The sequence below is a fragment of the Stenotrophomonas sp. YJH_SMC_138 genome, from assembly GCF_059369855.1.
In genome coordinates this window covers 14,083-40,825 of the sequence record NZ_JCAFTB010000002.1, presented here as the reverse complement: position 1 = coordinate 40,825, position 26,743 = coordinate 14,083, and the positions used below count along the sequence as shown (strand labels likewise).

The 26,743-nt window shown below is 66.6% G+C and carries 25 protein-coding genes and 1 tRNA gene; 9 read left to right on the top strand and 17 right to left on the bottom strand.

The features are described from left to right. Positions 1-226: 226 nt before the first annotated feature. Positions 227-1,744, bottom strand: coding sequence for an MFS transporter (locus tag AC5P7I_RS05290; protein ID WP_262088349.1), 1,518 nt, complete (start codon positions 1,742-1,744; stop codon positions 227-229). A 106-nt stretch (positions 1,745-1,850) separates the two neighbouring features. Between AC5P7I_RS05290 and AC5P7I_RS05285 the strand changes: the two genes are divergently transcribed. Further along, complete coding sequence (locus AC5P7I_RS05285; protein ID WP_058979452.1) at positions 1,851-2,774, top strand: LysR family transcriptional regulator; 924 nt, start codon at positions 1,851-1,853, stop codon at positions 2,772-2,774. A 49-nt stretch (positions 2,775-2,823) separates the two neighbouring features. On the opposite strand, the gene AC5P7I_RS05280 is transcribed toward AC5P7I_RS05285, so the two are convergent. Next, complete coding sequence (locus AC5P7I_RS05280) at positions 2,824-3,687, bottom strand: DMT family transporter (RefSeq protein WP_032958514.1); 864 nt, start codon at positions 3,685-3,687, stop codon at positions 2,824-2,826. A 133-nt stretch (positions 3,688-3,820) separates the two neighbouring features. Between AC5P7I_RS05280 and AC5P7I_RS05275 the strand changes: the two genes are divergently transcribed. Continuing rightward, positions 3,821-5,200: an aminotransferase-like domain-containing protein gene (locus AC5P7I_RS05275; protein ID WP_069117551.1), complete on the top strand. Its 1,380-nt coding sequence runs from the start codon at positions 3,821-3,823 to the stop codon at positions 5,198-5,200. Between the two features lie 98 nt (positions 5,201-5,298). Beyond that, on the top strand, positions 5,299-5,973 hold the full coding sequence (locus AC5P7I_RS05270) for a class I SAM-dependent methyltransferase (protein ID WP_134808565.1): 675 nt from the start codon (positions 5,299-5,301) through the stop codon (positions 5,971-5,973). 3 nt (positions 5,974-5,976) lie between these two features. On the opposite strand, the gene smqnr is transcribed toward AC5P7I_RS05270, so the two are convergent. Beyond that, the gene (smqnr, locus tag AC5P7I_RS05265) at positions 5,977-6,624 is read right to left on the bottom strand and encodes a SmQnr family pentapeptide repeat protein (protein WP_262088348.1); all 648 of its coding nucleotides are present in this window, start codon (positions 6,622-6,624) and stop codon (positions 5,977-5,979) included. Between the two features lie 162 nt (positions 6,625-6,786). Between smqnr and AC5P7I_RS05260 the strand changes: the two genes are divergently transcribed. Next, positions 6,787-7,563: a DeoR/GlpR family DNA-binding transcription regulator gene (locus AC5P7I_RS05260; RefSeq protein WP_019659483.1), complete on the top strand. Its 777-nt coding sequence runs from the start codon at positions 6,787-6,789 to the stop codon at positions 7,561-7,563. Positions 7,564-7,574: 11 nt separating this feature from the next. Then, entirely contained in the window at positions 7,575-8,708 is a 1,134-nt protein-coding gene (locus tag AC5P7I_RS05255; protein ID WP_262088347.1) for an MFS transporter, read from the top strand. Between the two features lie 9 nt (positions 8,709-8,717). Here AC5P7I_RS05255 and AC5P7I_RS05250 read toward each other — a convergent pair whose 3' ends face one another. The 3 genes from AC5P7I_RS05250 to AC5P7I_RS05240 form a co-directional block, all read right to left on the bottom strand. Beyond that, positions 8,718-10,223, bottom strand: a complete 1,506-nt coding sequence (locus AC5P7I_RS05250; protein WP_262088346.1) for a PepSY domain-containing protein — start codon at positions 10,221-10,223, stop codon at positions 8,718-8,720. Between the two features lie 11 nt (positions 10,224-10,234). Beyond that, positions 10,235-12,373, bottom strand: a complete 2,139-nt coding sequence (locus AC5P7I_RS05245) for a TonB-dependent receptor (RefSeq protein ID WP_262088345.1) — start codon at positions 12,371-12,373, stop codon at positions 10,235-10,237. Positions 12,374-12,502: 129 nt separating this feature from the next. After that, positions 12,503-12,898 carry a DUF2946 family protein gene (locus AC5P7I_RS05240; protein ID WP_164077255.1) on the bottom strand — a complete coding sequence of 132 codons (396 nt, stop codon included), beginning with the start codon at positions 12,896-12,898 and terminating at the stop codon, positions 12,503-12,505. A 241-nt stretch (positions 12,899-13,139) separates the two neighbouring features. Between AC5P7I_RS05240 and AC5P7I_RS05235 the strand changes: the two genes are divergently transcribed. Then, positions 13,140-13,718, top strand: coding sequence for a hypothetical protein (locus AC5P7I_RS05235; protein WP_032958533.1), 579 nt, complete (start codon positions 13,140-13,142; stop codon positions 13,716-13,718). A gap of 32 nt (positions 13,719-13,750) precedes the next feature. Continuing rightward, complete coding sequence (locus AC5P7I_RS05230; RefSeq protein WP_014646196.1) at positions 13,751-14,848, top strand: XVIPCD domain-containing protein; 1,098 nt, start codon at positions 13,751-13,753, stop codon at positions 14,846-14,848. Between the two features lie 34 nt (positions 14,849-14,882). On the opposite strand, the gene AC5P7I_RS05225 is transcribed toward AC5P7I_RS05230, so the two are convergent. Further along, complete coding sequence (locus tag AC5P7I_RS05225) at positions 14,883-15,263, bottom strand: tautomerase family protein (protein WP_014646195.1); 381 nt, start codon at positions 15,261-15,263, stop codon at positions 14,883-14,885. Between the two features lie 565 nt (positions 15,264-15,828). Between AC5P7I_RS05225 and AC5P7I_RS05220 the strand changes: the two genes are divergently transcribed. Next, positions 15,829-16,257 carry a hypothetical protein gene (locus tag AC5P7I_RS05220; protein ID WP_014646194.1) on the top strand — a complete coding sequence of 143 codons (429 nt, stop codon included), beginning with the start codon at positions 15,829-15,831 and terminating at the stop codon, positions 16,255-16,257. 199 nt (positions 16,258-16,456) lie between these two features. Next, positions 16,457-17,503 carry an RHS repeat-associated core domain-containing protein gene (locus AC5P7I_RS05215; protein ID WP_080052965.1) on the top strand — a complete coding sequence of 349 codons (1,047 nt, stop codon included), beginning with the start codon at positions 16,457-16,459 and terminating at the stop codon, positions 17,501-17,503. 595 nt (positions 17,504-18,098) lie between these two features. Here AC5P7I_RS05215 and AC5P7I_RS05210 read toward each other — a convergent pair. From AC5P7I_RS05210 to fabD, 10 genes are all read right to left on the bottom strand, one after another. Then, positions 18,099-18,173 (bottom strand) — tRNA-Val (locus tag AC5P7I_RS05210). A gap of 174 nt (positions 18,174-18,347) precedes the next feature. After that, entirely contained in the window at positions 18,348-18,701 is a 354-nt protein-coding gene (locus tag AC5P7I_RS05205) for a PilZ domain-containing protein (RefSeq protein ID WP_005412452.1), read from the bottom strand. Then, positions 18,698-19,654: a DNA polymerase III subunit delta' gene (locus AC5P7I_RS05200; RefSeq protein ID WP_046429215.1), complete on the bottom strand. Its 957-nt coding sequence runs from the start codon at positions 19,652-19,654 to the stop codon at positions 18,698-18,700. Before AC5P7I_RS05200 ends, AC5P7I_RS05205 begins: the two co-directional genes overlap by 4 nt. Next, entirely contained in the window at positions 19,651-20,316 is a 666-nt protein-coding gene (tmk, locus tag AC5P7I_RS05195) for a dTMP kinase (RefSeq protein WP_046429213.1), read from the bottom strand. The genes AC5P7I_RS05200 and tmk overlap by 4 nt, the downstream gene beginning before the upstream one ends. After that, a complete protein-coding gene (mltG, locus tag AC5P7I_RS05190; protein WP_046429210.1) occupies positions 20,313-21,374 on the bottom strand; it encodes an endolytic transglycosylase MltG in 1,062 nt (353 codons plus the stop codon). Before mltG ends, tmk begins: the two co-directional genes overlap by 4 nt. Positions 21,375-21,566: 192 nt before the next feature. Next, positions 21,567-22,931, bottom strand: coding sequence for an aminodeoxychorismate synthase component I (locus AC5P7I_RS05185; protein ID WP_262088344.1), 1,365 nt, complete (start codon positions 22,929-22,931; stop codon positions 21,567-21,569). Between the two features lie 92 nt (positions 22,932-23,023). Next, the gene (gene fabF, locus AC5P7I_RS05180; RefSeq protein WP_134808562.1) at positions 23,024-24,286 is read right to left on the bottom strand and encodes a beta-ketoacyl-ACP synthase II; all 1,263 of its coding nucleotides are present in this window, start codon (positions 24,284-24,286) and stop codon (positions 23,024-23,026) included. Between the two features lie 143 nt (positions 24,287-24,429). Then, positions 24,430-24,669 carry an acyl carrier protein gene (acpP, locus tag AC5P7I_RS05175; protein ID WP_005415509.1) on the bottom strand — a complete coding sequence of 80 codons (240 nt, stop codon included), beginning with the start codon at positions 24,667-24,669 and terminating at the stop codon, positions 24,430-24,432. Between the two features lie 152 nt (positions 24,670-24,821). Continuing rightward, entirely contained in the window at positions 24,822-25,565 is a 744-nt protein-coding gene (gene fabG, locus AC5P7I_RS05170; RefSeq protein WP_005408312.1) for a 3-oxoacyl-ACP reductase FabG, read from the bottom strand. Positions 25,566-25,647: 82 nt separating this feature from the next. Then, positions 25,648-26,592 (bottom strand): ACP S-malonyltransferase, encoded by a 945-nt coding sequence (gene fabD / locus AC5P7I_RS05165; protein WP_032958546.1) that lies wholly within the window; start codon positions 26,590-26,592, stop codon positions 25,648-25,650. Positions 26,593-26,743: the final 151 nt, after the last annotated feature.

The window sequence follows — 26,743 nt, the reverse complement described above, 5'->3', positions numbered from 1 at the left end:
TGCGCCCGGCCCGCGCCGGGCGTTTCAGCCAGGGCCGGCGTGACGGTGCCTGTGGCGCGTCCTCGACCGGGGGAGGAAGGGGTCGACGGCTGGGCCAGAGATGGTCGAGCAGCCACATGGCGGGTCTCCGTGGGGGACGGGGACGATCAACACTAGGCCCGGGTGGGCATAGGCGGCGTGAGCGGGACACGACAGCGGGATGACGGCGGAGGCGGCGATGAGCCTGCTACACCATGTCCCCGACCAAGGCACCTGTGCGTTTCCGCAGCAACAGGCGCAACACGGCGGCACAGGCGGCGGTCAGCAGCGCCAGTACACGCAGCAGTGTCGCCAGCGCCTCACTACTGGCGTGCTGCAGCTGCATGCGGCTCATCGTCGGTAGCAGTGCCTGCGCCTGTTCCCGCGCCCCCGTGGTCAGATAGGCACCGGCACGCACCAGCGATGCCGGCGACGCGCCCTGCAGCTGATGGCCGATCAGCAGCGCAAGCAAGGCAGTGACTGCGGCCAACGCGATGCCTTCGCCGGCCACCCGCACGGTTCCGAATATGCCTGCGGCCATGCCGGCACGTTGCACCGGTACCACGCTCACCGACAGTCCATCCATCAGCCCCCACGGCAAAGCCGTGCCTGCGCCGACCAGCATCAGCAGCGGCACCCACTGCGCGGGCGACGGGTGCGACGCCTGCCGCGACAACAGGTACAGGCCGGCGGCGCACACCAGCAGACCCAGCGTGCACAACCGCGCACTTCCTACGCGGTCCGCCCAACGCGCGGCCAGCATCGGCAGGACCAGCATCGGCGCGGACAGCGCCAGCATCTGCAATCCCACCAGCGTCGCGCTCTGGCCATGCACGCCCAGCAGTTGCAGAGGTAACGCGACCAGCAGCACCACGTAGCCGAAGCAGGTCGCCACCGGCAGCAGCTGGACACCGAGGAACGCCGGTTGCGAGAACAGTGAGAGGTCCAGCAACGGTGAGGGGTGCCGCCGTTCGATGAAGACGAACACCCCGCCCAACAGCAGCGTCACCAGCAGCGCCAGCCGCACGCGCGCGGCATGCAGGCCGAACTCGCCCAGCCACAGCAGCGCCAGGGTCAACGCCGCCAGCGTCAGGCTGAAACTCAGCATGCCGCCGATATCCAGCGGTCGGCGCTCGCCATGACTTTCAGGCAACGCGCGTGCCCCCAGGCCGAAGGCCACCAACGTGAGCACACCGCCCGCGGCGAACACGCTGCGCCATCCCAATGTCTGCAGCAGCAGGCCCGCGAGCAGGGGCCCCAGCGCCAGCCCCATGCCGAACGTGGTGCCCAGCAGGGCGAAGACACGGGCACGCGCCGGCCCCTGCCAGGCCTGTGCCAGCAGCGCCGTGCCGGATGCCAGCGCCGCCGCCGCGGCAACGCCCTGCAACCCGCGCGCCAGATCCAGCCATAGCAGCGTGCGAGCAAGGCAGACGGCGGCGGTGGCGGTGGTGAAGCCCGCCGTGCCCAGCAGGAACAGCCGCCGACGGCCATATCGATCGGCCAAGCCGCCCGCAGCGAGCAACAGACTGCCGAAGGTGAGCATGAAGGCGTTGGTCACCCAGGCCAGCGCGGTGGGCGATGCCGCCGCGGAACGGGCCAGCGCCGGCACCGCGACTGCACCGGCAGAGAAGGACAACGGCAACGCCAGCGCGGCCAGGCAGACCGCAAGCAGCGCCCAGCGCTGCTGCGCGCGGACAGGTACAGGGAGCATCGAATCCGGGGCCATGCGGGCCTCCATCCATCAGGGGCATTGATGATGGACAGGCCGCTATTCCAGAAAAACAGGCTTGGTGGATGTTGATTGCGGCCAGATGTTCCGCAATCATCCAAGCATGGACTCCATCTCCGCCCTGCTCGCCTTCGTCCGCACCGCGGAGGCCGGCAGCATTGTCGGTGCCGCCCGCGTACTCGGCCTGTCAGCCTCGGCCGTCGGCAAGCGCATCGCCCGGCTTGAACAGGAACTCGGCACGCGCCTGTTCCAGCGCACCACCCGCCGCGTGCATCTCACCGACGAAGGCGAACTGCTGCTGCAACGCTGCCGGCGTGCGCTGGATGAGCTTTCCGAAGCGCAGGCGGACCTGGCGCAGCGACAGCACGCCCCCAGCGGACTGCTGCGCATCGGCCTGCCTACCATCGGCTACCGCTTCCTGCTGCCGGTGCTGCCCGGCTTCCAGCAACGCTATCCGCAGGTGCAGCTGGAACTGGACTTCAACGACCGCATCGTCGATGTGGTCAGCGAAGGCCTGGATGCAGTGATACGCAGTGGCGAACTGGCCGATTCCAGCCTGACCGCACGGCGGCTGGGGGGTTTTCGTTTCATCCTCTGTGCGGCGCCGGGCTATCTGCAGATGCATGGAACGCCCGGCGATGTGGGCGACCTGCGCATGCATACCGCGCTGCGCTTCCGTTACCCCACCACCGGAAAGCTGCATCCGTGGCAGCTGCCCGGCATCGAAGGTGACGCCGGGGCGCGCCTTCCCACGGCGATGACCTGCAACAACATGGAAGCCGTGCTGGCCGCTGCGATCGGATGCATGGGCCTGGCCTGGATGCCTGACTTCCTCGCCGCTGACGCGCTGGCCGATGGCCGCCTGCAACAGGTGCTGCCCACACTGCCCACGCATCAGGGGCAGTTCTCGCTGCTGTGGCCCGGCGGGCGCCATCCCAGTGCACGCTTGCGGGTGTTCATCGACTACGCCGTTGCGCACCTTTTCCGCAGCACCCCGGAAAAGGGGACGGAGGGGATTAAGTCGTAATTGGTCCTGCTGTGCCTGAAACGACTTAATCCCCTCCGTCCCCTTTTTCCTAGCGGCTGAAGCGGCGCGCGCCGGCGACGCAGATCACCGCGACCAGAGTCACCAGCACCATGCTGAGGCTGACCGATTCGTGCAGCAGCAGCGCGGCCAGGGCCAGGCCGAAGAACGGCTGCAGCAGCTGCAGCTGGCCGACGGCAGCAATGCCGCCCTGGGCCAGCCCGCGGTACCAGAACAGGAAGCCGATCAGCATGCTGAACACTGCCACGTAGCCCAGTGCCCACCACGCCGAGGCACCGACCGCAGTGAACGAGGCCGGGCGCATCAGCACCGTCAGCGGCAGCATCACCGGCAACGCCAGCAGCAGTGCCCAGCTGATCACCTGCCAGCCGCCCAGATGACGGGCGAGCCGACCACCTTCCGCGTAGCCCAGCCCGCACACCACGATCGCCGCCAGCATCAGCAGGTCGGCCTGCAACGAGGCTTCGATTCCGTTGCGCGCGGCATAGCCGACCACGCAGGCACTGCCCAGCAACGAGAACAGCCAGAACGCCGGGCGCGGCCGATCGCCACCGCGCAGCACGCCGAACACCGCTGTACTCAACGGCAGCAGGCCAAGGAACACGATGGTGTGCGCCGACGACGCGTGACGCAGCGCGAGCGCGGTCAGCAGCGGGAAGCCGACCACAACGCCGAGGCTGACCACCACCAGCCCCGGCAGGTCGCCGCGCCGCGGCCATGGCTGGCGCAGCAGAAGCAGCAGCCCCAGACCGAGCACCGCGGCGATGGTGGCGCGTGCAGCGGTGACGAACCCGGCATCCAGCTGCAGCACCGCCAGGCGGGTGGCCGGCAATGAGCCGGCGAAGATCACCACACCGATGAAGCCATTGATCCAACCACTCGCCGACCGTTCCACGCCTGTACTCCTGAAGGTGCCGGACGATGCCCGGCTGCACCTGTATGGAAGCATCCGGCGCGGAACGACCCCAGCTACAATCCAGTACAGCCGCAAGTAACTGTACTGCCCACACTTCCACTACGGTTCCACCATGCCGCGCCCGCTCACCCGCATCGAATCGGTCATCCAGACCGTCCGCACCCGCATCAGTGCACGGGTGGATGGCCCCGGCTCCCGCCTGCCTTCGGTACGTGCGCAGGCGGCGACCATGGGGGTTTCAGTCTCCACCGTGGTCGAGGCCTACGAGCGCCTGGCGGCCGAAGGCCTGATCAGTGCGCGCGCAGGCTCGGGCTTCTACGTCAGTGGCCCGGCCGCACCGCTGGCGCTGGCTGAAATGGAGCCGCGGCTGGATCGCGCGGTGGATCCGCTGTGGGTATCACGGCAATCGCTGGAAACGCCCGCGGGCGATCTCAAGCCAGGGTGCGGCTGGATGCCCAGTGACTGGCTGTATCACGATGGCGTGCGCCGCGGCCTGCGCCGGCTGGCGCGTGCCGATGCCATGCAACTGGTGGACTACGCCGGTCCGCTCGGGCTGCCCGCGTTGCGCCAGCTGCTGCAAAGGCGCAGCGCCACGCTTGGCATCGATGCACCGATGGAGCAGATCCTGCTGACCGAATCCGGTACGCACGCAGTCGATCTGCTCTGCCGTTTCCTGCTCAAGCCCGGCGACTGCGTGCTGGTCGATGACCCGAGCTACTTCAATTACCACGCGCTGCTCAAGGCGCACCAGGTGCAGGCCATCGGCGTGCCGTACACGCACAGCGGCCCGGACCTGGAGGCGTTCGCGCAAGCCCTGCAGGCGCATTCGCCGCGGCTGTACATCACCAATTCCGGCCTGCACAACCCGACCGGCGCGGTGCTTTCGGCCAACACCGCGCACCGCCTGCTGGGCCTGGCCGAACGCAGCGAGTTGATCATCGTCGAGGACGACATCTTCGCCGACTTCGAACTGCAGCCGGCACCGCGGCTGGCCGCGCTCGATGGACTGTCACGGGTGATCCACGTCGGCAGTTTCTCCAAGACGCTGTCGGCAGCGTCGCGCTGCGGCTACATCGCTGCGCGCCACGACTGGATAGAAGCACTGACCGACCTGAAGCTGGCGACCAGCTTTGGCGGCGGCCATCTGGCCGCGCAGTTGATGCACATCGCGCTGACCGATAGCGGTTACCGCCGCCACATGCAGTCGATACGTTCGCGCCTGGCCGATGCACGCCGGCACACACTGCGGAAACTGCAGGCGCTGGGCATCACGCCGTGGCTGCAGCCGGAAGCCGGCCTGTTCCTGTGGTGCCAGCTGCCCGACGGCCGCGACGCCGCCGCACTGGCGCGGCAATGCCTGCGCGAGGGCATCGTGCTGGCGCCGGGCAACGCGTTCAGCCAGTCGCAGCGCGCGGCCGACTATCTGCGCTTCAACGTCTCGCAGTGCCAGGACCCGAGGATCTGGCAGGTGCTGGCGCGGGCGTTGCGCTGAGCTGGATGCAAGCCGGTCCGCGCAGGCAGGAGCGACCCGCGGCAAAGGCACTTGCATGCCACGGTACAGTGGTATGTCCCTGTTGCAGGAATGCACGCATGTCTTCGTTCTCCGATCCGCAGGCCGTTGCCCGCTATGCCGAGGGCCCGCTGCGCCAGGTGCCGGGCTTCCTCGCGTTGCAGCAGATGAGTCGCCTGCTGCTGGCCGAACACGTTCCTGCGCAGGGCCGCGTGCTGGTGCTGGGCGCCGGTGGCGGGCTGGAGCTGAAGGCATTTGCCGAGGCGCAGCCGGGCTGGCAGCTGCTGGGCGTGGACCCGGCTGCACCGATGCTGGCCCTGGCCGAACAGACACTGGGCCCGCTGATGTCGCGCGTGCAGTTGCTGGAAGGCTACATCGACGATGCCCCCGACGTGCGCTTCGATGGTGCCAGCTGCCTGCTGACCCTGCACTTCCTCGACGCCGCGCAGCGCCTGCACACGCTGCGGGAGCTGCACAGGCGCCTGCAGCCCGGCGCGCCGCTGGTGGTGGCCCACCACAGCGTGCCGCAGGATCCGGCCGGCAAGCTGCGCTGGTTGCAGCGCTACGCCGCGTTCGCCGAAGCCTCCGGCGTTGCCCACGCCGATGCACAGCGCGCGATCGACGCCATTGCCGAGCGGCTGCCGCTGCTGGCCCCCGAACAGGAAGTGACGCTGCTGCAGGAGGCCGGCTTCGACGATGTGGAGCTGTTCTATGCAGGCTTCAGCTTCAAGGGCTGGGTGGCGTACGCCGGCTGATGCCTACGGCACCACGGTGATGCCGATGCGCTGCATCAACAGCGCCACCTGCTGGACATCCAGCGTGGCGCCACGCAGGTTGGTGCTGCGCAGGTCCAGCTCGCCCAGATCGGAATTGGTCAGGTCGCAGTCGGTGAAGTTGGCGCTGTTCCAGTCGATTCCCTCGAACTGGCCACCGGACAGGTCCGAGCCGGCAAAGCTGGCGCCGCTGACGTTTGCACCGTCCCAGCGGTTCTCCCACAGTTCGCATTTCTCCAGCGTGACCCGCGAGAAATTGGCATAGCGCAGGTTCGACTTCTTGATGAAGGCGCTGCAGAACCAGCTGCGCGTGGTGATCTGGTTCATGAAGCTGGCGTTGCTGAAATCCGCACCCTGCGCGCGGCACTCGCTGATCTCCAGGCCCAGCGCCTTGATGAAGTTGAAGTGGCACATGCTGATGTCGCAGCTGCGGAAGATGGCCTCCTTCAATGTGGCGCCATTGAAGCGGCAGCCGCTGCGGCTGTCGGCATCGTAGAAGCTGCAGTTGATGAACTCGGTGGCGGTCAGGTCGGCACCGGAAAAATCGCACTCATGGAACTGCTGGTCGACCACTTTCTGGCCGGTGTACTGGTCCGCGCCGATGCGCAGCTTGCGGTGAACGGTGGGGGACATCAGGGATTCCATGCCAGGTGCCCCGCCATCATGCCGGGCCGCGAGGGCGATCCATAGACGTGGGCGCGGGCGGATTCACCGGCAGTCCAGCCGCCCTGTGCCCCGCCCAAACGCAGCATGCACGTTGTTGCACGTTAATGCACGAACGTGCAGACTTGCAGCATGAGCTCCGATCCCAGCCCCCTCCCCGCCCAGCGCACCCGGCAGATTCTGGAGGAACTGCGCCAGCAGGGCCGCGTGGTTGCCGCCGAGCTGGCGCGCCGCTATGCCGTGTCCGAAGATTCGATCCGCCGCGACCTGCGCGAGCTGGCCGCGCAGGGCCTGTGCCAGCGCGTCTACGGTGGCGCCGTGCTGCCACCGCCCAAGGAACGCCCGCTGCGCGAGCGGCTGACCCGCGACCGCGGCGACAAGGCCGAGCTGGCCGCCCGCGTCTGCGCGTTGCTGCAACCCGGCCAGGTCGTACTGCTCGACGCCGGTTCAACCAACCTGGTGATCGCCCAGCAGTTGCCGGCCGCCCTCGGCTTGACGGTGATCACCAACGCGCCACAGATCGCCACGGCCGCCAGCCTGCTTGAAGGCACCTCGGTGCAGCTGATCGGCGGGCGCCTGGCCAGCGGTGGCGGCGCGGTCGGCGCCGAAGCACTGGCCCAGGTGCAGCGCCTGCGCGCCGATGTGTACCTGCCCGGCCCCTGCGCGGTGGACGGCGACACCGGCGTGTGGGCAATGGATGCGGAAGAAGCCACGCTGAAGCGCGCGATGGTGGCCTGCAGCAGCCGTGTCATCGTCGCCGCCACGACTGAAAAGCTGGGTGCACGCGGCAACTGGCAGATTGCCAGCCTCGACGAGATCGACGACCTGGTGCTGACCACCACCGCACCGCCCGCATTGGCGGCACGCTTCCGCGCCGCAGGCATCGCGGTACACCCCACTCCCCCCTGACCGTACCGCTCATGTCCGTTGCCAACCGCGCGCGTGCCGAACAGCACGCGACCCGCGCTGCGTTCTTCATTCCCGGCTTCGCCACCGCGCTGTGGGCCACCCTGGTGCCGTTCGCAAAGGCACGCACCGGGATCAACGACGTCACGCTGGGGCTGGTGCTGCTCTGCCTCGGTGCCGGTTCGCTGCTGGCGATGCCGTTGTCCGGCGTGCTGGCCGCGCGCCTCGGTTGCCGGCGGGTGATGGTGGCCAGCAGCCTGCTGATCTGCCTGACCGTGCCCGGCCTGGCGCTGGCCGGTTCGGCCTGGACACTCGGGCTGGTCCTGTTCGTGTTCGGCGCCGCCGTGGGCGCGATGGACTGCACGATGAACGTACAGGCCGTCATCGTCGAGCGCGAAGCACGGCGCGTGATGATGTCTGGCTTCCATGCCTTCTTCAGCATCGGCGGCTTCCTCGGCGCGGCCACCATGACCGTGCTGCTGTCCGCACAGCTGCCGCCCTTGGCATCCGTGCTGATCGGCGTCTGCGCCATGCTGCTGGTGATGCTGTTGTCGGCGTCGTACTGGCACAGCGAACGCATGCCGCATGACACACCGATGCTGGCCCTGCCGCATGGCATCGTGCTGTTCATCGGCGTGCTGGCGTTCGTCGCCTTCCTCGGCGAAGGCGCGATGCTCGACTGGAGCGCAGTGTTTCTCAGCGATGTGCGTCGCGTCGATGCCAGCCTTGCCGGCATCGGCTATGTGACCTTCACCCTGACCATGACCGTCGCACGCCTGTTCGGCGATGCGCTGGTGGCACGCGTGGGCCGCCAGCGCGCGATCGTGTTCGGCGCGTTGCTTGCCGCCGCGGGCGTGCTGGTGCTGACCCTGGTCACGCCGTGGCAGGCATCACTGCTCGGCTATGTGCTGGTCGGTCTCGGCTGCGCCAACATCGCACCGGCGCTGTTCTCGCTGGCTGGCCACCAGACCCGCATGCCCGGCGCGCTGGCCATCACCGCCGTTTCCACGCTGGGCTTTGCCGGCATCCTTGCTGGCCCGGCACTGATCGGTTTTGCCGCCAACCACTTCGGCCTGATCGCTGCATTCATCGGCGTGGCCACGGCCTTGTTGCTGGTGGCGATGTCCACGCGTTGGCTGCGGGTGTAGCCCAGGGCATCAGCGCCGCCTGCGCCGCAGCTTCATCCGCAATCGCCGATAGCCGATCACCGTCGCCGTGGCACACAACGCGGTGCCGGCAGCGCTCAGCAGCAGCAACACCGCCAACCGGGCACCTTCCTGGCGCAGCATCGCCGGCAGGTCCCAGCTATGCAGGAAGTAGAACAGCCAGCGCCCCACCCGCTCACGATGCCCCATCGTCAGCAACGGATCGCCGGTCGCCAGATCGAGATAGATGCGCGTCGCCTCGGCATCGCCAAAGTCGACCAACGCCACCGGGAAGCGGCGTACTGCTGCGCCGTTCATGGCCTCGGGCGCACGCGGATAGAAGTAGGCGTCCGCTGCATGCTGCACCATGAAACCCTGCATGGGCGCAGCGGACAACGCGCGTTCCTTCTGCTGCAACCACGCGGCGGGCAGCAGCTTCATCCCCCGAAGATGCCCTTCACCTTCGGACACGATGCGAGTATCACCCTGCCCATCCAGCAGCACCGCAAACAGTTCACCACCGATCCGTCGCCACTGGATCTCCACCGGCCGGAAGCGCTCGGCATCGGCCACCGCCAGGAGCTTTGCCGGCTCACACAACACGCCATCCACCGCCACCGCGCCGCCCCGATAGCGTCCGCTGTCGATCGCCTCGCGCGTGCTGCTGAAGACGCCCAATGGATTCATCGACATCAGGCCGCTGAAAATCCAGGTGAACACGAAGGCCGCAGCACACAATCCGATCAGATGGTGCCAGCGCATCCACGACTCCACGTACGGCGTCTTCGCACCGGAACGATAGTGCCCACGGAAACGCCAGCGCCATACGCCCACCACGATGCCGCTGATCGCCGCCACCGTGCACAGTGCGGACAGCACGATCACCACCCACGTCCACACCGGGTCGACCGACTGCATGCGCAGGAAGTACAGCCAGTGCAGCCAGGCGCCCACATAGTTCCAGCGCTGCTGCACATGCGGGGCGTCCAGCACCACTTCGCCAGTACGCGAGGACACATACAGGTCACCCGGCTGCGCGCCGCCCACCTCGACGCGATACAGCGGTCGATGCACGTCCAGTGCACGCGAATGCGTCCAACGGTCCTCGTTCACGCGCATCGCACCCACGAAGGCCTGGCCGCCCGCGAACTGTGCAGCGGATGCTTCGGCGCGCTGTGCCGACACCGGCAGCAGCGCCTGGCCGGTCACGGCAGACCAGGCGCCCACGTTGCTGCCACTGCGCACCACATACGCCGCCTCGCCACGCAGCGTGGTCAACGCCACAGCCTCCGGCTCGGCCTGCACGGCAGCCGGCAGTACCGACAGCCCCTGCAGGTCGCGGGCCTCACCCAGCACCGGCAACGCCGCCAGCCGCTCGCCGGGCGTCAGCTTCGGGTAACCAATGAACAGCATCACCATGCCGCTGACGAACCACAGCAGCATCAGCAGGCATCCGCCGATGCCCAGCCAGCGATGCACCAGGTAGGTCCAGCGCTTGGCGGTGGAACGCATCGTCATCGCCAGCGCCCTCAGAAGCGATGGTCGACGGTGAATTCGACGCGCCGGTCCGCACCCAGCAACCACTGCGTACTGGTGTAGTACGCGGTGGCGTAGTACGCCTTGTCGAACACGTTGAACAACCGCGCGGACAGCTGAGTGCGCGGTGCCGCCTGCCAGGTCAGTGCCAGGTCGGTGGTGCTGTAGCCGGGCAGTTCCAGCGTATTGGCGTTGTCGGCGTAGCGCTTGCCGACATAACGCACGCCCCCCGCCGCACTCCAATCCGGTGCGAACTGCCAGCTCAACCACATACTGGCCAAGCGCTCGGCCACGTTCGGCGGCACGTTGCCGTCGCGCGACACCAGCATCGGCGGCGAACCCGTGGTTTCCAGGAAGTCCTCGAATTCGGCCTTCAGCACCGTCGCGTTGGCATCGAGCGACCAGCGCGGCGCGAAGTTCCAGTTCAACGACGCTTCAATACCGCGCGAGGTCTGCGCGCCCACCTGCACCCGGCGATCCGGCACCAGCGGATCGCGGCTGAGCAGCCCGGTCTTGCGGATGCGATACGCCGCCAGCGTCCACTCGCCACCGTCGAAGGCCTGCTTCAGGCCAACCTCGATCTGCCGGCCCTTGGCCAGGTCAAAGGCGCCGTTGGCCGGGCTGATCATCAGCAGGCCACTGACCGGGTCCGCCGCCTGCGAATACTGCGCATACAGGCTCAGCGTCGGCTGCAGCGCGAGTACCGTACCCGCACGCCAGCCTGTGCTGCTGTAGGTCTTCGAGAACGCGTTCTGGCCGCTGATCAGATCGGTGCGATCAATGCGCGCGCGGTCGTGGCGCAGGCCACCCAGCACCGACCAGCGCTCGCTCAGCGCCAGCCGGTCTTCCACGAACAGCGCGTACTGCTCGGCACGGTTGCGGTAGCGCGGCAGGTTCGGCGCGTCGCTGGCGAACTGCCCCGGCACCGGATCGAACGGATCGACCGGGCCCGAGCTGCCGGCATAGGTGTTGTTGGTGTGCTTGAAGTGCGCGCGGTTGGCGTCCAGGCCCACCGCGAAGTTGTTCTGCAGGCCACCCGCCGTTCCCTGCACACGCAGCGTCGAGGTCAGTCCGGTCTGGTCCTGGTTGTGGGTGATCTCGGTATTGCCCGAGCGATCGATCAAGCCGGTAGCGCGGTTGTAGACATAGGCCTCGGCATTGCGCCAATCACGCTGGCTGTCGATCTGGTAGACGCGGGTTCGCCATTCCACGTTCGCGTTCGGTGTCCACAGCGCGTCGAGCTGGGTCCAGCGGTCGCGGAAGCGGATCTCGCTGTCGTCCACGTTGTAGTTGCGGTGGCGCAGCGCCTCCAGCTGGCGGCCCTCGACCAGCGGCGTGCCGAAGTAGCGCATGGGTTTCTGGTAGCCCTGCGCATGGGTGAGCATCAGCTGCAGGTCCGCACGTGGCTGCCACAGCAACGCACCGGAGAATGTCGCGTCGCTGTTGCGTCCACGATCAACCCAGCCACCGCTGTAGTTGCCGCTCACATCCAGCCGGTAGGCCAGCTCGGGCGTCAGCGCGCCACCACTGCCGAAGCCCAGCCGCGCGGTGTCCTCGCTGCCCACGGTCACGCTGATCTCGTTCTCGATCGCCCCACGCGTGGGCTTCTTCGGCACGATGTTGATGACACCGCCGATCGCACCGTCGCCATGGATGACCGAGGCCGGGCCGCGCAGCACTTCGATGCGCTCGATCGACCAGGTATCGAACGGGAACGTGATGCCCACGCCGCCGTACTGGCGCAGCCCATCGTACAGCCGCATCACCGAGGCACCGTCGGTGAAGCCGCGGCTGGACAGCGCACTCAGGCCATTGCCCGGATGCGGCATGGCACTGATCGCACCCGCCCGGCTGATCGCATCGTTGAGGTTGCTGTCGCCGCGCTGCTCCAGCTGCTCGCGCGAAATTACCGTCAGGCTGGCCGGTGTCTGCAACACGCTCAGGCCCAACGCAGAGCCCGCGCTGGCGGTGGACGACAGTTCACCGCTGCGGGTATCGACCACCCGCACCGTATCCAGCGTGGTCGGTGGGGCCGCGTCAGCGGCAAGTACGTGGGCGGTGTGCAGGAGCAACGCGCACAGTACAGGCAGCGTCGCCCGGCGCAGACGCGCGGGGTTGGGGTTCGTTTTCATTTTTTCACGGCATGCAAGGCCACCCCGCAATGGCAGGGCAGCAATCAAAAAGGGACAGACACGCGCGTGCGGGCACCGGCCGTGGCCGGCAACCTCATGGAAGAACGTTCAATACAGCGCGCGTGCGGCTCAGGCGGCCATCAAGGCCGGCGGCCCACGCGCGCCCAACGTGCCGCTGATCTGTCGCGGCAACGCCCGCACCGCGCCGCGCAGTGCGCGGCACACCGGTGCCATCGGCGCCAACAGCAGCACGGCCGCCACCAGCAGGGTGATCAGCCGTGCAGCGATCAGGCAGTAATCGCAGTCCACACCCATCTCATGATCGGCATGTGGATCGGCGGGCGGCTTCTTCGTGGCCCCGCCGTGCGGCATGGCCATTGCGTGATGGTCGTGGTGCCCTTCCATCGCGTGCAGCGCGTGCTCTGCGTGCATTGCGTGGTCCATGGCCGCCACCGGCGCAGCGGCAGCCACGTGACCATGCGCCAGCCAGCGGCTCACCAGCGGGGCGAGCAGCACCAGCAGCATGGCAAGCCATGCCAGGGCCTGGAACCGGCGGTGGAGAACAGAATGGCGCACGCCGCCATTCTACGGGGCCATAGCCAACCTTGGACCCCGTTCAGGGTTTGGCCCCTGCGACACGGTGACGCAGGGGCTCGCCTCCAGCGGCGACATGTGAATGCACCGCACCGCGGTCCCTACGCTTGCAGGCCCCGCCTCGCCAACGTTAGGGTTCAGATGGCCACGGCAAGGAGCCAGAGGGATCCGCATGACCACTCGCATCACACACCGGCTGCGCATCAGCCTGCTCGGCCTGACCGCGTTGCTTGCCGCCTGTGCCGACAAGGGGCCGCCCCCACCGCCAGAGCCGCTGGAACTCTCACAGCCCATCGCCGTGGACACGCCGGGCCAGCAGGTGCAGTTCGAGTTCGAAACCACGGCGCGCAATTTTGCCAGCTACCGCACTTATGCGGTGGAACTGGAACTGCAGCGGCGAAGTCCAGCTACAACGGGCACGCCCGATATAGCAAGTATCAACATCCCATTCGAAGTATCCCTGCAGCGTCGGGAAGGTACTACCTGGCAGGAGATTGCAACACAGGACAGCTATCAGGCACGCGCGCGCAACGGTGTTGAGCCGCTCCCCTCGTGGCACCACTCTGAGAGCTGGCGCTATGCCTCGCTCGCATCAGGCAGCGACGGCAGCTACCTCCTGAACGTGACAGCGCTGCCGCTGGAGCTCGACAGCAGATACCGGCTGCAGATTCAAACGGTCCATGCCATATCAGGACTGCAAGACTATTCGGCAAGGCTAGTCGTGCACGCCTCGCGTCCTGCAGGGAAGTGACACCATTCATTCGAAGGAACGAAGGGGTTTCCATGAACAAGCCCCGCTACAGCCTGGACATTGTCATTGCCGCACCCGGCACCCCACTGCTCGATCCCGATTCGGGAAAGCAGCAGCTGACGCCCGATGGCACTCCTGATACTTCCGGGCCTGGCCACATGTTCTACGTTCTGCACGCTCCAGGTAAAGCGGCGCAGAGTTTCGGCTTCGCACCCGTCGAGCATGGCAGCATGAATGGTCCCGGGCGCATCGTCAGAGACGACGTGAAAGTCTATAAGGACCCCGCCCATGTCCGTACCATCGAAATCACCGAAGCCCAGTACAACAAGCTCAAGGCGTTCGGCGACGATCCAGTGGCGCACGGCTTCAGCAAGCACTACGCCGACGTGCGTCACAACTGCGTGGACTTCACCTGGGACGCATTGAATCATGCCGGCATCCAGCGCAAGCACAGCCTGGACGTGAACAGCATCGGCGGCCCCGTCGGCCAATTGCTGCCAGACGTCCGCATTCCGCTGGGCGTCCAGTCACAGGGCAAGGACGGTTATCGCCCCCTGCGCAACATCCATGGCGTGGACAGCATTGAACCGCCCTTCCCCAACAGCGAACTCAACCGCACCACCACCCATCCCCTGCCCGAGCGCAGCTTGAAGCAGCGTCTGCTCAGCGAAACCGATGGTATTGATGGCCCCTTGGGCGAGCGTCTGGCTGCGGACGCGCGCGCACCGGGGCACAGCCTTCATGCCTTGGACCAGAAAGTGCGTACCGCACTCGCCCAGGCCAGCGAACAGCAGGGACTGCCCCCCGGACAGGAGCACGAACGACTGGCCGGCCATCTGACCCACGCGGCGGTGCAGGCCGGCTTCAGCGAAAAGGACACGCTGCAGGTGGCATTCAGTTCAAACAGCACCGCCGAGGCACCCGGCTACGTATTCCTGCATCGCAGCGGCGACACCGCCTCGCCGGACCCTGCCGCCAATCGCCAGCGCCTGTCCCTGCTCGATACGCAGCAGGGCGACGCGGACACGCTGTATCAGCAGGTCAACGTGCAGCAGCAATCCCGCGACGCAAGCCGGCTGGCGCAGGACGAGCAACAGGCACAACAGCAGGCGTCGCCGCGCATGGCCTGACCAAACCGCGTGAGGCGCAGGCACCGTTCCCGCATCAACTCACGTACTGCGCCTGCCCATTGCCAAACGACCAGTTCTCCTTCTTCACCTCCACCAGGTTGATGAACACATCCTCGCGGCGGATACCCACCGCCGCATGCAGGCCATCGGCAATGCCCAGGTACAACGCCTTCTTCTGCTCCAGCGTGCGCCCTTCGTTCCAGGTGATCTGGATGCAGATGAAGTCGTCGGTGCGATCCACGCCCAGGTAGCCGGGGTCGTGGATCAGCGTGCCGGGCGCGTGTTCCTGGAAGATCTGGAAGCGATCATTTTCCGGCACCCCCACCGCGCGCATGGCCTGGTAGATGGTTTCGCCGACGCGTTGCAGGTAGTCGGCGGATTTACCTTTGCGAAGATCGATGCGGGCGAGCGGCATGGTGGCACTCCAGAGTGGATGGGCACGGCAACGGGCTGAGACTACGCCTGCCCGGGGCGGCGGGACAGCGCAGGGATGGAACCCTCTGGCTCCATGCGTGGCATGGTCCCGCCTCGCCGCGCAGGGTGACGCGATTGCCGTGGCGGCGCCGCTCTGGAGTCGTCTCGTGCACGGTCGGCAGGGGCGGCGATGTGCGCCATCAGTGATGGGCCGCACTACTCGCAGGTGTCCGACGGCACACATCGGAAAACGTCTGGCCTGCCTAGGGCCAGTTGAGAACTTTCCTTACAGACTGATGTGATGGCCCGGCTTGAAGATCGCCGCGCCGAGGCAAGACGCCTTGGCCGGGATTGGCGTCTCGAATAAACGAACAGGCTTCAAGGACTGCGAGAGAAATCGCAGTTGAGAGAATGCACCGACTGCCCTCAATGGCGGGCGGTGCGTGGGGATCGCAAGATCCGCCAGGCGTTCTTCTCCCTTGAAGCTTGTTTGCCTTGGCACGCCAACCCGCACCGTCCGCCACCTTCACTCCAGAAGGTGGCCCTACGCCAGTGAGGGTTTCGCCATGACCAACCGAACCGCCATCCATCCCCGCCTGCACGCGCTTATCGGCGACGTCGCAGCCGACGTGCCCGAAGACCTTGCGCGTGAGATCGAATGCGCTCTAGCGGAGCGACTGCTGCCGCCTTCGCGCCCAACGTTCCTTTCCTGCCTCGATGCCATCCGCGCCGGTGATGACCAAGCCGGGCGCGCATGTACCCCGCAGACACTCAGCGCCACAGGCTTCGGCTCGCTCGACCGCTCGCTGGCCGCTTTGAATGCCGTACTGGATCTACTGCATGCCGCCGAACGTGCGCGCCTGGATGGCGATCCGCAGGATCAACTCGGTGACTTCCATCGGGACGGATTGATCGTTGCCGCACGCCAGATCGCGCGCGCTGCACAGGATGGGCTAGGCCATGCCATGGGATTCGCGGCAGGAAGACCTGGCTGATGCACGCGCAGCAAAGATGGCCCATTGCTGGAGGCCCTTTTTGTTCTGCAACATGGTAGGTGGCACAGGGATGGACGCGGCTCTTCTACCCAGCGAAGGCGGCCATTGCGGTATATGATCCACTCGGATCGGTGCACGAACGCCACGGTCATACTGCCTAGTCAAGTCATCTTGGACAGCGCTTTCGGGGAAAGAAAGGATGCATACATTCAAAAGGAACGCTGGCGATGAATCCGCCTGCGCATCAAGGGTTGGAGTTCGTCTCCGAACACTGGTTGCAGCAAGTACTTGGCTACACATTGCGCTGCCAATTGGGCTTGGCCTGCCTCCATCCGCGAACGCTGAAGGTCCGGAGACGGTTACCTACATTCATACCGACGCCCTTGGCTCCCTTGTTGCTGAGAGCGACGCCAACGGCAACGTGATAAAGCGTTATGACTACGAGCCCTATGGGACCCTGGTAGGAGGACAGGTCACCGACGGACCCGGATACACAGGGCATGTGAGCGACTCGACTACGGGCTTGAGCTACATGCAACAGCGATACATGGATCCGGAGCTGGGAGTCTTCCTCTCAGTGGACCCGGTCTCAGCGTATGACCAGCCTGTAGGCCAGTTCAATCGCTATCGGTATGCCAACGGGAATCCGTACAAATTCACTGATCCAGATGGGCGAAATCCAGCCCTGCCATTCATCTATGGCGCGATAGCGGGGGGCCTGTCCAATATTGCCATCCAGAAGCTGATGAATCCGGATAAACCAATCGATCAGACGCAGGCATTGATAGCAGCAGGGGTGGGTTCGGTCTCAGGCGGCGTGGGCGGTATCGCTGTCGCAGCCGTGGAGTCTGGAGTGATTTCTGTCGGCCGAGCCGTTGCCATTCAAGCAGCGGCGAATTTCGTCACTGGCGGCGCCGGTGCCGCCGCAGAGAGCGCCCTCAAGGGAGAGCCGATTTCCGCTGGTGGAGTGCTCACGGCAGCGACCGGAGGCGCTGTTGGTGGTCTGGCAGGTTCCGGTGTTGCAGCTGCAGCAGGCGACTTCGCGGGACCAGCCGCCAAAGGCGCTCTGAATAGGCTGAGCAGCTCCGCATCTCCCGGCGCCCCGAACATCGCCTCCACCACCGCATCAACAGGAGTCGCAATTCCTCGTCAGTCGATCACACAAGCGGGAGCATCACAGCTAGGGCAGAGCACCGCCGGAGCCGCCGTAGATGCGGCACAAAAGACGATGGAGAAGAAGAAGTGAATCCAGTACTACGTGGCTTTCTCGCATACCAAGCCGGGGGCATTCTCGTTCTTGGCGCCCTCTACTTCATTGCGATTCAATCAGGAAATCCGCATCCCTTTCGCGCATCATTCAGATTGTGGGCGGCGTATGCAGTTTTCTTTGCTGCCATATCTGCATTTGAGCTAGTAAAGCGACGACGGTATCGCAATCGGCGATGATCGGCCTCTGAAGTCGGGCTGCGCTCAACAATCGAATGAGAATCGAAAAGCGCTGAACCTAAAATCGGTCATCCAGACGTCCTCGAACTTCGACCATCGACTTGCAAGGACACGGATAGTGGAGTTCACGAAGGGTTTCGAGTACGAAAGCGTACAGGTGATAGTGGAGCGGGTAATCGAACGCAGAGACCTGCTTGACTATGTACGCACAAGCCTTTTCGCTAGGGAAAAAGTCAAAGCGGGCCAGGGTAAGCTAGTAGAGTCCCATATCCATCTGACGGCGAGTCACCGGTTACTTGGAGCCGACACGACCTCCATGCACTTACTCTGCGCATACGAAAAAGCCGGCTGAAAGCCGGCTTCTTCATAACACCTGAAAAGTCAGGTCTACTATTTGGTGGGCGGTACAGGGATCGAACCTGTGACCCTTGCCGTGTGAAGGCAATGCTCTACCGCTGAGCTAACCGCCCGGTGTGTTGCTGAGCCGCTCATTATAGGGGCTTTTCAGAGGCCGTCAACAGTTTTTCACAGTCGTGTTCACGGGTGTTTTCGGGGTGCGCAGCCGAGCATGGCTCGGCTCTACAGAACAGCGGGTTCACGGGCGTTTCGGGGCACGCAGCCAGCATGGCCCGGCGCTACCGGAATCACATCGTATGGGTCGGTTTGTCCGAACCGGTCAGCCCGGCCAGCAGGGTCTCGATCTTGTGGCGCACGCCCTCGCCTTCGGCACCGTCGGCCAGCTGCACCCCGATGCCGGCGGTGCGGTTGCCCTGCGCGCCGGCCGGGGTCACCCAGATCACCTTGCCGGCCACCGGCAGGCGCTCGCTGGAATCGGGCAGCGTCAGCAGCAGGAACACCTCGTCGCCCAGGAAGTAGCGCTTGGGCGTGGGCACGAAGATGCCGCCATTCTTCACGAACGGCATGTACGCGCTGTACAGCGCGGCTTTGTCCTTCACAGCCAGGGACAGGATGCCCTGGCGGGCGTTGCTGGCACTCATCGATTTCCCCTTGCGGCAGGCCGCTCGTTCACCTTGTTCCAGGCCAGCAGCAACTCGACCACCGCAAGGTCTGCACGCACCGTGGTGCGCAGCAGGTCGCGGGTGCGGTTGGCCGCATCGAACCAGGCTGCAAGCTTGTGCAATCGCTCCGGCGTGGTCAAGGCATCGGTGCTGGCCTGGGCCAGCGCCAGGTCGGCAGCGAAGCGCAGGCGCAGCGCCGCGTTGTCATCACCACACCACTTCTGCGCCAGCTCCACCGCGCCGGTCTTGCCGGCGGCCAGCTGTTCCAGATCTCGACCGACTTCGCGGCGCAGGCTCAGGCCGTCTTCGCGCAGCCAGTTGTCGGCCTGGCCGGGATGGCCGCGGGCGGCCTCCAGCGCTTCGCGCGCCGATGCTTCACTGTGGCCCAGCTGCTGCAGCCAGGCCAGTGCTTCGTGCTGCGGCGGCAGCTTGAATTCCAGGCGCTGGCAACGGCTGCGGATGGTCTGCGGCAGGCGTGCCGGATCGCTGCTGATCAGCCACAGGTAGCGGCCGGGCTGCGGCTCCTCCAGCGTCTTCAGCAGCGCGTTGGCGGCCGAACGGTTGATCGCATCGGCCGGATCGACGATCACCACCTGCGCCACGCCGTACTGCGGGGTCAGCGCCAGCTTGTCGGTGATCTCGCGCACCTGCTCGATGACGATCTCGGTACGCAGCTTGTCGCCGCTCTTGTTCGGAATGAAGCTGACCAGCTGCAGGTCCGGATGGGTGCCTGCGGCGATCAGCTGGCGCGTGCGCGTGGCGTGCGTTGCATCACCCTGCGCCAGCACGTGGTCGGCCAGCGCCAGCGCCACCTCGCGCTTGCCCAGCCCGGCCGGGCCGCAGATCAGCAGGCCATGACCGAGGCGACCGGCGTCGAGCGCGGCCACGGTCTGGTCGAACGCGCGCTGCTGCCACGGCGAAAACGTGCTCATGCGCCCTCCCCGTCCTGCAGCCAACGCTCGACATGTGCGACCACATCGGCGGCCACGCGTTCCTGCACCTGGCCGGCGTCGATCAGCGCGAAGCGCTGCGGGTCCTGCTGTGCGCGGCTGCGGAACACGGCGCGCACGCGCTGGAAGAAATCGTCCTGCTCGCTCTCGATGCGGTCCGGCCACAGGTCACGGCCGTTGGCGCGCGCGCGGCCGACGGCCACGTCCACGTCCAGCAGTAGGGTCAGCCCTGGCAGCAGGCCGACCGCGCGGCGCTCCAGGTCGGCAATCCACTGCGGGTCAAGCCCGCGGCCACCGCCCTGGTAGGCGTAGCTGGAATCGGTGAAGCGGTCGCTCAGCACGTAGGCACCGCGCTGCAGCGCCGGCCGGATCACCTGGCGCACATGCTGCGCGCGCGCGGCGAATACCAGCAGCAGCTCGGCTTCGGCGCTGAGCGGTTCGGCGGCGATCTCGGCATCGGGCTTCAGCACCAGGCCGCGGATGCGCTCGGCCAGCGGCGTACCGCCCGGCTCGCGGGTCAGTACCACCTCGTGGCCGTGGCGGCGCAGGCAGTCACGGATGGCATTGATGGCGGTGGTCTTGCCTGCGCCCTCGCCGCCTTCCAGGCTGACGAAACGCGGGTGGCGAAGCAGCGCGGGACTCATTGCGCCGGGGTCTCCTGGGTACGTTGCTGGCGCAGCTGCTGCAGGTAGCGGGCTACGGCGGCGTTGTGCTGGTCCAGGCTGGGCGAGAACACGTGCGCGCCGCTGCCGTCGCCCACGGCAACGAAGTACAGCGCATCACCGGCGGCCGGCTGCGCCGCGGCCATCAGCGCGTCGCGACTGGGCATGGCGATCGGGGTCGGGGTCAGGCCGGCACGGGTATAGGTGTTGTACGGCGTATCGGTGGTCAGGTCGCGGCGGCGGATGTTGCCGTCATACGCGGCACCGATGCCGTAGATCACGGTCGGGTCGGTCTGCAGGCGCATGCCGATCTTCAGGCGGCGCATAAACACGCCGGCGATCTGCGGGCGCTCGCTGGCCAGCGCGGTTTCCTTCTCGATGATCGACGCCAGCGTCAGCAGTTCGTAGGGCGTGTTGATCGGCAGGTCCGGCGCGCGGCTTTCCCAGGCTTCGTCCAGCGCCTTTTCCATTGCGGCGTGGGCGCGCTTGAGCACGTCCAGATCACTGTCGCCGCGCTGGTAAACGTAGGTCTCCGGCAGGAAGCGGCCTTCCGGGTGCTGGCCACCGAAGCCAAGGCGCTGCATCAACGCGGCGTCATCCAGGTTGTCGGTGGTGTGCAGCAGCGGCTCGGCGCGCTTGAGTGCGGCACGCAGCTGGCGGATGTTCCAGCCCTCGACAATGGTGACGCGGTGCTGCAGCACCTTGCCGGCGCGCATGCGCAGCAACAGCTCGCGCGGGGTCAGCTCGCCACTGAGGGCGTACTCGCCCACCTTCAGCTTGCCGGCCGCATCGAGCTGGCGCGCCAGCAGTTGCCACTGGGTGTCCTGGCCCTCGTCCACGCCGGCGTCGCGCAGCTTGCGCAGCACGCTGTTCATGCCATCGCCGCTGGCGATGACCACGCTCTCGGCGGTCGGGGTGATCGGGGCGTCGGCGAACCGGGTCTGCTGGTAGAAGAACCACGCGCCCGCGCCCGCCACGACGGCAGCCAGCACCACCACCAGCGTTACCACGAACAGACACCCGCGCTTGGCTCCCGCCATGGACTACCTCTGAACTCGATTCCGTCGTGCAGGATACCGTGCCGGTGGATTGGGGTCATGACCGGGGTGGCGCCTGCGTGCCGGCCAACGGTCGATCAGTAGATCCACGCCATGCGTGGATGAACGCCCGGCGGCATGACTGCGGGGGTCAGAGCCCTCGCGCGGTGCGCAAGGGATCCGACCCCGACCGGATCAGCCCTGCTGGCCGAGCGCGCGCAGCAGGCCGCGGGCCTTGGCGCGGGTCTCGTCCAGTTCCTTGTCCGGGTCCGAATCGACCACGATGCCGGCGCCGGTGCGGAAGCTGACCTGGTGGCCGTCCACTTCGGCGGTGCGGATCAGGATGTTCAGGTCCAGGTCGCCATCGCGGTTAAGCCAGCCGAACGCGCCGGTGTAGGCACCACGCGGCACCTGCTCCAGCTCGCTGATGATCTGCATGCAGCGCACCTTGGGGCAGCCGGTGATGGTGCCGCCCGGGAAGGTCGCGGCGATCACCTCGCCCGGGGTCACATCGGGGCGCAGGTGGCCGCTGACGTTGCTGACGATGTGGTGCACATGCGCGTAGCTCTCCACGGTCATCAGCTCGTCGACCACCACGGTACCGGGCATGCAGATGCGGCCCAGGTCGTTGCGCTCCAGGTCGATCAGCATCACGTGCTCGGCGCGCTCCTTGGGGTGGCCGACCAGCTCCTGGATGCGCGCGGCATCATCGTCCCCCTCGAAGCGCGGACGCGTGCCGGCAATCGGACGGGTCTGCGCGTGGCCGGCATGCACCGACACCAGCCGCTCCGGCGAGGAACTGACCACATGGCGGCCGTGCGCGCTGAACAGGCCGGCGAACGGTGCCGGGTTGGCGCGGCGCAGCTGCGCGTACAGCGCCTGCGGGCTGACCGGCGCGGCAAACTGCGCGCTCCAGCGCCGCGACAGGTTCACCTGGAACACGTCGCCGGCACGCAGGTACTCGATCACCCGGCGCACGCCGTCGGTGAAGCGCTGCGGCGCATCCTCGCCCACCGCCTGCGGCGGCTGCCAGCCCTGCCCGGCCTCGGGCAGCGCGGCCGAGGCCAGTGCCACCAGCGCATCCAGCAACGCCTGCTCGCCGGCCTCGGCGATGACGAAGCTGGCGCCGTTGTGATGGTCATGCAGCACCGCGGCCGGGCAGCGCAGCGCCAGCGCGGTCGGGCGGCCGTCCTCGCGCGCACGCGCCGGCAGCACCGGTTCGATCTGGCTGGCCACTTCGTAATCGAGCATCAACGCCCAGCCGCCGCGGAACGGCAGGCTGCGGCTGCCGTCATGCAGCAGGCGTTCGCGCTGCCAGGCACGGTCCAGCACCTGCAGGAAGCTGCCGGCGTGCACCGCGTCGTGCTGGTCGCGCACCTGGCCATCGGCATCCAGCCGCAGGCAGTCGCCCTGCGTGGCCAGCAGCAGGCTCCAGCGGCCCTGCGCGGTGCCCGAGGCAGTGGATTCCATCAGCAGCGGGAAGCGCGCCGGGTCATGCTGCTGCAGGGCCAGCAGATCGATCGGGTGCGGCAGCGGGTGGATCAGCGGTGCGTGGGTCATGGCGGCCAGTTCGGGGGTTCAGATGCACGGAAGCCGCCTTGCGGCGGCTCCGTAGAACGCGGCGTCGAGCATGGCCCGACGCTACAACTCGGTCAGACGCGCTTGAAGACCAGCGTGCCGTTGGTGCCGCCGAAGCCGAAGCCATTGGACATCACCACGTCGACCTTGGCCTGGCGCGCTTCGTTGGGCACGTAGTCCAGGTCGCAGCCTTCGCCCGGCTGCTGCAGGTTGATGGTCGGCGGGATGACGTTGTCCTGCAGTGCCATCACCGAGAAGATCGCTTCCACGCCGCCGGCAGCACCCAGCAGGTGGCCGGTCATCGACTTGGTGGAGCTGACCATCATCTTGTAGGCGTGGTCGCCGAAGGCGGTCTTCATCGCCATGGTCTCGCCCAGGTCGCCCAGCGGCGTGGAGGTACCGTGCGCGTTGAGGTAGCCCACCTGTTCCGGGCTCACGCCCGCGTCCTTCATAGCCATGGCCATGCAGCGCGCGGCGCCTTCGCCGTTCTCGCTCGGTGCGGTCATGTGGTACGCGTCGGAGCTTGCGCCGAAGCCGGCCAGTTCACAGTAGATCTTCGCGCCACGCGCCTTGGCGTGCTCGTACTCTTCCAGGATCAGGATGCCGGCGCCGTCGCCCAGCACGAAGCCGTCACGGTCCTTGTCCCATGGGCGGGAGGCCTGTTCCGGGGCGTCGTTGCGGGTACTCATGGCCTTCATCGCGCAGAAGCCACCCAGTGCGGTCGGCGACGAGCCACGTTCGGCACCGCCAACCACCATCACGTCGGCGTCGCCGTACTGGATCATGCGCATCGCGGTACCGATCGAATGGTTCGAGGTCGCGCAGGCCGACACCGCCGAGAACGACGGGCCCTTCAGGCCGGTGATGATGCTCAGCTGGCCCGGCAGCATGTTGATGATGGTCTTGGGCACGTAGAAGGGCGAGATCTTCTTGCCCTCGTGGAACTCGATGGTCTGCTCTTCGATACCGAGCAGGCCGCCGATGCCGGCGCCGACGATGGCGCCGATGCGCTCGGCATTGGCGTCGGTGATCTCCAGGCCCGAGTCGTGCAGGGCCATGAACGAGGCACCGAGGCCGTAATGGATGAACGGGTCCATCTTCTTGGCATCCTTGCCGCTGACCCGGAACTTGCCGAACAGTTCATTGTCGGCGGTGATGTCGAATCCCTTGACCTCACCGGCAATCTTGGTGGTGAACCGATCCAGATAGGCATCCGCAACGTTGGTCAGCGGACCGATGCCCGAACGACCGTGGGTGATGCCTTCCCAGCTGCTGGCCAGATCATTGCCCAACGGCGAGACGATACCCAGGCCGGTTACGACGACGCGACGCTTCATTGCTGATTCTCCTGACCCGGCTGATTTCAACGGGCAACTCGGTTTGCTTCGGTGTGATGCTCAAACACACGGGGCCGCAACTGCGGCCCCATGGGGTGCGGTGCGCGGCGAGCGTGGGCCCGCGCGCGCACTGCCGTCTGACATCAGGCCTTGACGTGGGCCTTGATGTAGTCGATGGCGGCCTGCACGGTGCTGATCTTCTCGGCTTCTTCGTCCGGGATCTCGCACTCGAATTCTTCTTCCAGGGCCATCACCAGCTCGACGGTGTCCAGCGAGTCAGCGCCCAGGTCATCGACGAACGATGCGCTGTTGGTGACTTCTTCTTCCTTGACGCCAAGCTGTTCGACGACGATTTTCTTGACGCGTTCTTCGATGGTGCTCATGGGATCTCGCTCCAGATGGAGTTGTGGTTCAAAAGTGGTCGCCATCAAAGGCGATGGCCGTGGGATAGTGTAGTGGAAACCGGCGCGGCCTTGCATTGCAGCAAAAACCTCCGCAGATCAACCACTTGCGGCGCAATCCCTGCGCCCCTTGCTTACGGCATGTACATGCCGCCGTTCACATGGAGGGTTTCGCCGGTGATGTAACCGGCAGCCGGGCTGGCCAGGAAGGCCACCGCATGGGCGATGTCTTCCGGCGACCCCAGGCGTTCGAGGGCGATGTCATTGATCAGCGCGGTGCGCGCTTCTTCCGGCAACGCCTTGGTCATGTCGGTGTCGATGAAGCCAGGTGCGACAACATTGACGGTGACGCCGCGCGAACCGATTTCCTTGGCCAGCGACTTGCTGAAGCCGATGATGCCCGCCTTGGCCGCGGCGTAGTTGGCTTGGCCGGCATTGCCGGTCACGCCCACCACCGATGCGATGTTGATGATGCGGCCCTTGCGCGCCTTCATCATGCCGCGCATCACCGCCTTGCTGGTGCGGAACACGCTGGTCAGGTTGGTGTCGATGATCGACGCCCAGTCCTCGTCCTTCATGCGCATGAGCAGGTTGTCGCGGGTGATGCCGGCATTGTTGACCAGGATCGAGATCGGGCCGAATTCCTTGGCGATGCCATCGAGCACGCTGTCCAGCGCGGCGGCATCGGTGACGTTCAGCGCGCGGCCGTGACCACCGTGGGCGGCCAGGCGTTCGCCGATCGCGGCAGCGCCGGATTCAGTGGTGGCGGTACCGATGACGGTGGCGCCCTGGGCGGCCAGCAGATCGGCGATGGCGGCACCGATGCCACGGCTGGCGCCGGTGACCAGTGCGATTTCACCCTGCAGGGGCTTGCTCATGATGTTTTCCTCAGGCTGGGGCGACCGCCGCACCCGTGCCGCTTGCCGCGGCCACCGGTACGGTCGGCAGGAACAGGGGGGATCAGGCCGACCATGCCTCGCGGGCGGCTTCGAAGTCGCCCGGCGTGGCCAGCGAACGGCCGTCGATGGCCTTGTCGATGCGCTTGACCAGGCCGGTCAGCACCTTGCCCGGGCCGCACTCGGCGATCCGGGTGACGCCACGGGCAGCCAGCGCCTGCACGCACCCGGTCCACTGTACCGGCTGGTACAGCTGCTGGACCAGCGCGGTGCGGATCGCGTCGATGCCGCTGTGCACCTGGGCGTCGACGTTCTGCACCACCGGCAGCTGCGGCGCGTGCCAGGACAGGCCGGCCATCACTTCGGCCAGGCGGTTGGCGGCTTCGCGCATGAGCGGGGTGTGCGAGGGCACGCTGACGGCCAGCTTGACCGCCTTGCGCACGCCCTTCTCGGCCAGCAGCGCCAGCGCACGGTCGACCGCGTCGGCGTCGCCACCGATCACGATCTGGCCCGGCGAATTGAAGTTGGCCGGCACCACCACCTGGCTGCCTGCCGCTTCGGCGCAGACGTCCAGCACCAGCTGGTCTTCAGCGCCGAGCACGGCGGCCATGGCGCCGACACCGGCCGGTGCGGCTTCCTGCATCAGCTGGCCGCGCAGGCGCACCAGGTGCGCACCGTCATGCAGGCTCAGTGCGCCTGCGGCAACCAGGGCGGTGTACTCGCCCAGGCTGTGGCCGGCCAATACCGACGGGCGCGGACCGCCCACGGCGTTCCAGGCGCGCCACACGCCGATGCTCGCGGCCAGCAGGGCCGGCTGGGTGTATTCGGTACGGTTGAGCATTTCCTCCGGGCCGCCCTGGGACAGCGCCCACAGGTCGACGCCGGCACCATCGGATGCCTCGGTGAAGGCTTCACGCACCTGTGGGTGCAGTTCGGCCAGCTCGGCCACCATGCCCACAGACTGCGAGCCCTGGCCGGGGAAGACAAAAGCGAGGGTGGATACGGTCACGCGGTCATCCGCTTGTTGCAATCGAAGCGGGCCATGATAAGGGGGAACATGCCGTGTCGTCTGTACGTGCGCGTATGCACGCGTATGGTGAATGGCCGGGCAAGCGCAACGGGGTCAGATCCCTTTTCCTGCGGAAAAGGGATCTGACCCC

Coding starts and splice junctions, on each gene's coding strand:
- AC5P7I_RS05290 (WP_262088349.1), bottom strand. CDS start 1,744: ATGGCCCCGGATTCGATGCTCCCTGTACCTGTCCGCGCGCAGCAGCGC.
- AC5P7I_RS05200 (WP_046429215.1), bottom strand. CDS start 19,654: ATGAGCACGTTTTCGCCGTGGCAGCAGCGCGCGTTCGACCAGACCGTG.
- acpP (WP_005415509.1), bottom strand. CDS start 24,669: ATGAGCACCATCGAAGAACGCGTCAAGAAAATCGTCGTCGAACAGCTT.
- AC5P7I_RS05275 (WP_069117551.1), top strand. CDS start 3,821: ATGCCGCGCCCGCTCACCCGCATCGAATCGGTCATCCAGACCGTCCGC.
- fabF (WP_134808562.1), bottom strand. CDS start 24,286: ATGAAGCGTCGCGTCGTCGTAACCGGCCTGGGTATCGTCTCGCCGTTG.
- tmk (WP_046429213.1), bottom strand. CDS start 20,316: ATGAGTCCCGCGCTGCTTCGCCACCCGCGTTTCGTCAGCCTGGAAGGC.
- AC5P7I_RS05225 (WP_014646195.1), bottom strand. CDS start 15,263: ATGCCGCTCGCCCGCATCGATCTTCGCAAAGGTAAATCCGCCGACTAC.
- AC5P7I_RS05240 (WP_164077255.1), bottom strand. CDS start 12,898: ATGCTGCTGGTGCTGCTCGCCCCGCTGGTGAGCCGCTGGCTGGCGCAT.
- AC5P7I_RS05185 (WP_262088344.1), bottom strand. CDS start 22,931: ATGACCCACGCACCGCTGATCCACCCGCTGCCGCACCCGATCGATCTG.
- mltG (WP_046429210.1), bottom strand. CDS start 21,374: ATGGCGGGAGCCAAGCGCGGGTGTCTGTTCGTGGTAACGCTGGTGGTG.
- AC5P7I_RS05255 (WP_262088347.1), top strand. CDS start 7,575: ATGTCCGTTGCCAACCGCGCGCGTGCCGAACAGCACGCGACCCGCGCT.
- AC5P7I_RS05230 (WP_014646196.1), top strand. CDS start 13,751: ATGAACAAGCCCCGCTACAGCCTGGACATTGTCATTGCCGCACCCGGC.
- AC5P7I_RS05205 (WP_005412452.1), bottom strand. CDS start 18,701: ATGAGTGCCAGCAACGCCCGCCAGGGCATCCTGTCCCTGGCTGTGAAG.
- AC5P7I_RS05260 (WP_019659483.1), top strand. CDS start 6,787: ATGAGCTCCGATCCCAGCCCCCTCCCCGCCCAGCGCACCCGGCAGATT.
- fabG (WP_005408312.1), bottom strand. CDS start 25,565: ATGAGCAAGCCCCTGCAGGGTGAAATCGCACTGGTCACCGGCGCCAGC.
- AC5P7I_RS05285 (WP_058979452.1), top strand. CDS start 1,851: ATGGACTCCATCTCCGCCCTGCTCGCCTTCGTCCGCACCGCGGAGGCC.
- AC5P7I_RS05245 (WP_262088345.1), bottom strand. CDS start 12,373: ATGAAAACGAACCCCAACCCCGCGCGTCTGCGCCGGGCGACGCTGCCT.
- AC5P7I_RS05250 (WP_262088346.1), bottom strand. CDS start 10,223: ATGACGATGCGTTCCACCGCCAAGCGCTGGACCTACCTGGTGCATCGC.
- AC5P7I_RS05235 (WP_032958533.1), top strand. CDS start 13,140: ATGACCACTCGCATCACACACCGGCTGCGCATCAGCCTGCTCGGCCTG.
- AC5P7I_RS05220 (WP_014646194.1), top strand. CDS start 15,829: ATGACCAACCGAACCGCCATCCATCCCCGCCTGCACGCGCTTATCGGC.
- AC5P7I_RS05215 (WP_080052965.1), top strand. CDS start 16,457: ATGCATACATTCAAAAGGAACGCTGGCGATGAATCCGCCTGCGCATCA.
- AC5P7I_RS05270 (WP_134808565.1), top strand. CDS start 5,299: ATGTCTTCGTTCTCCGATCCGCAGGCCGTTGCCCGCTATGCCGAGGGC.
- smqnr (WP_262088348.1), bottom strand. CDS start 6,624: ATGTCCCCCACCGTTCACCGCAAGCTGCGCATCGGCGCGGACCAGTAC.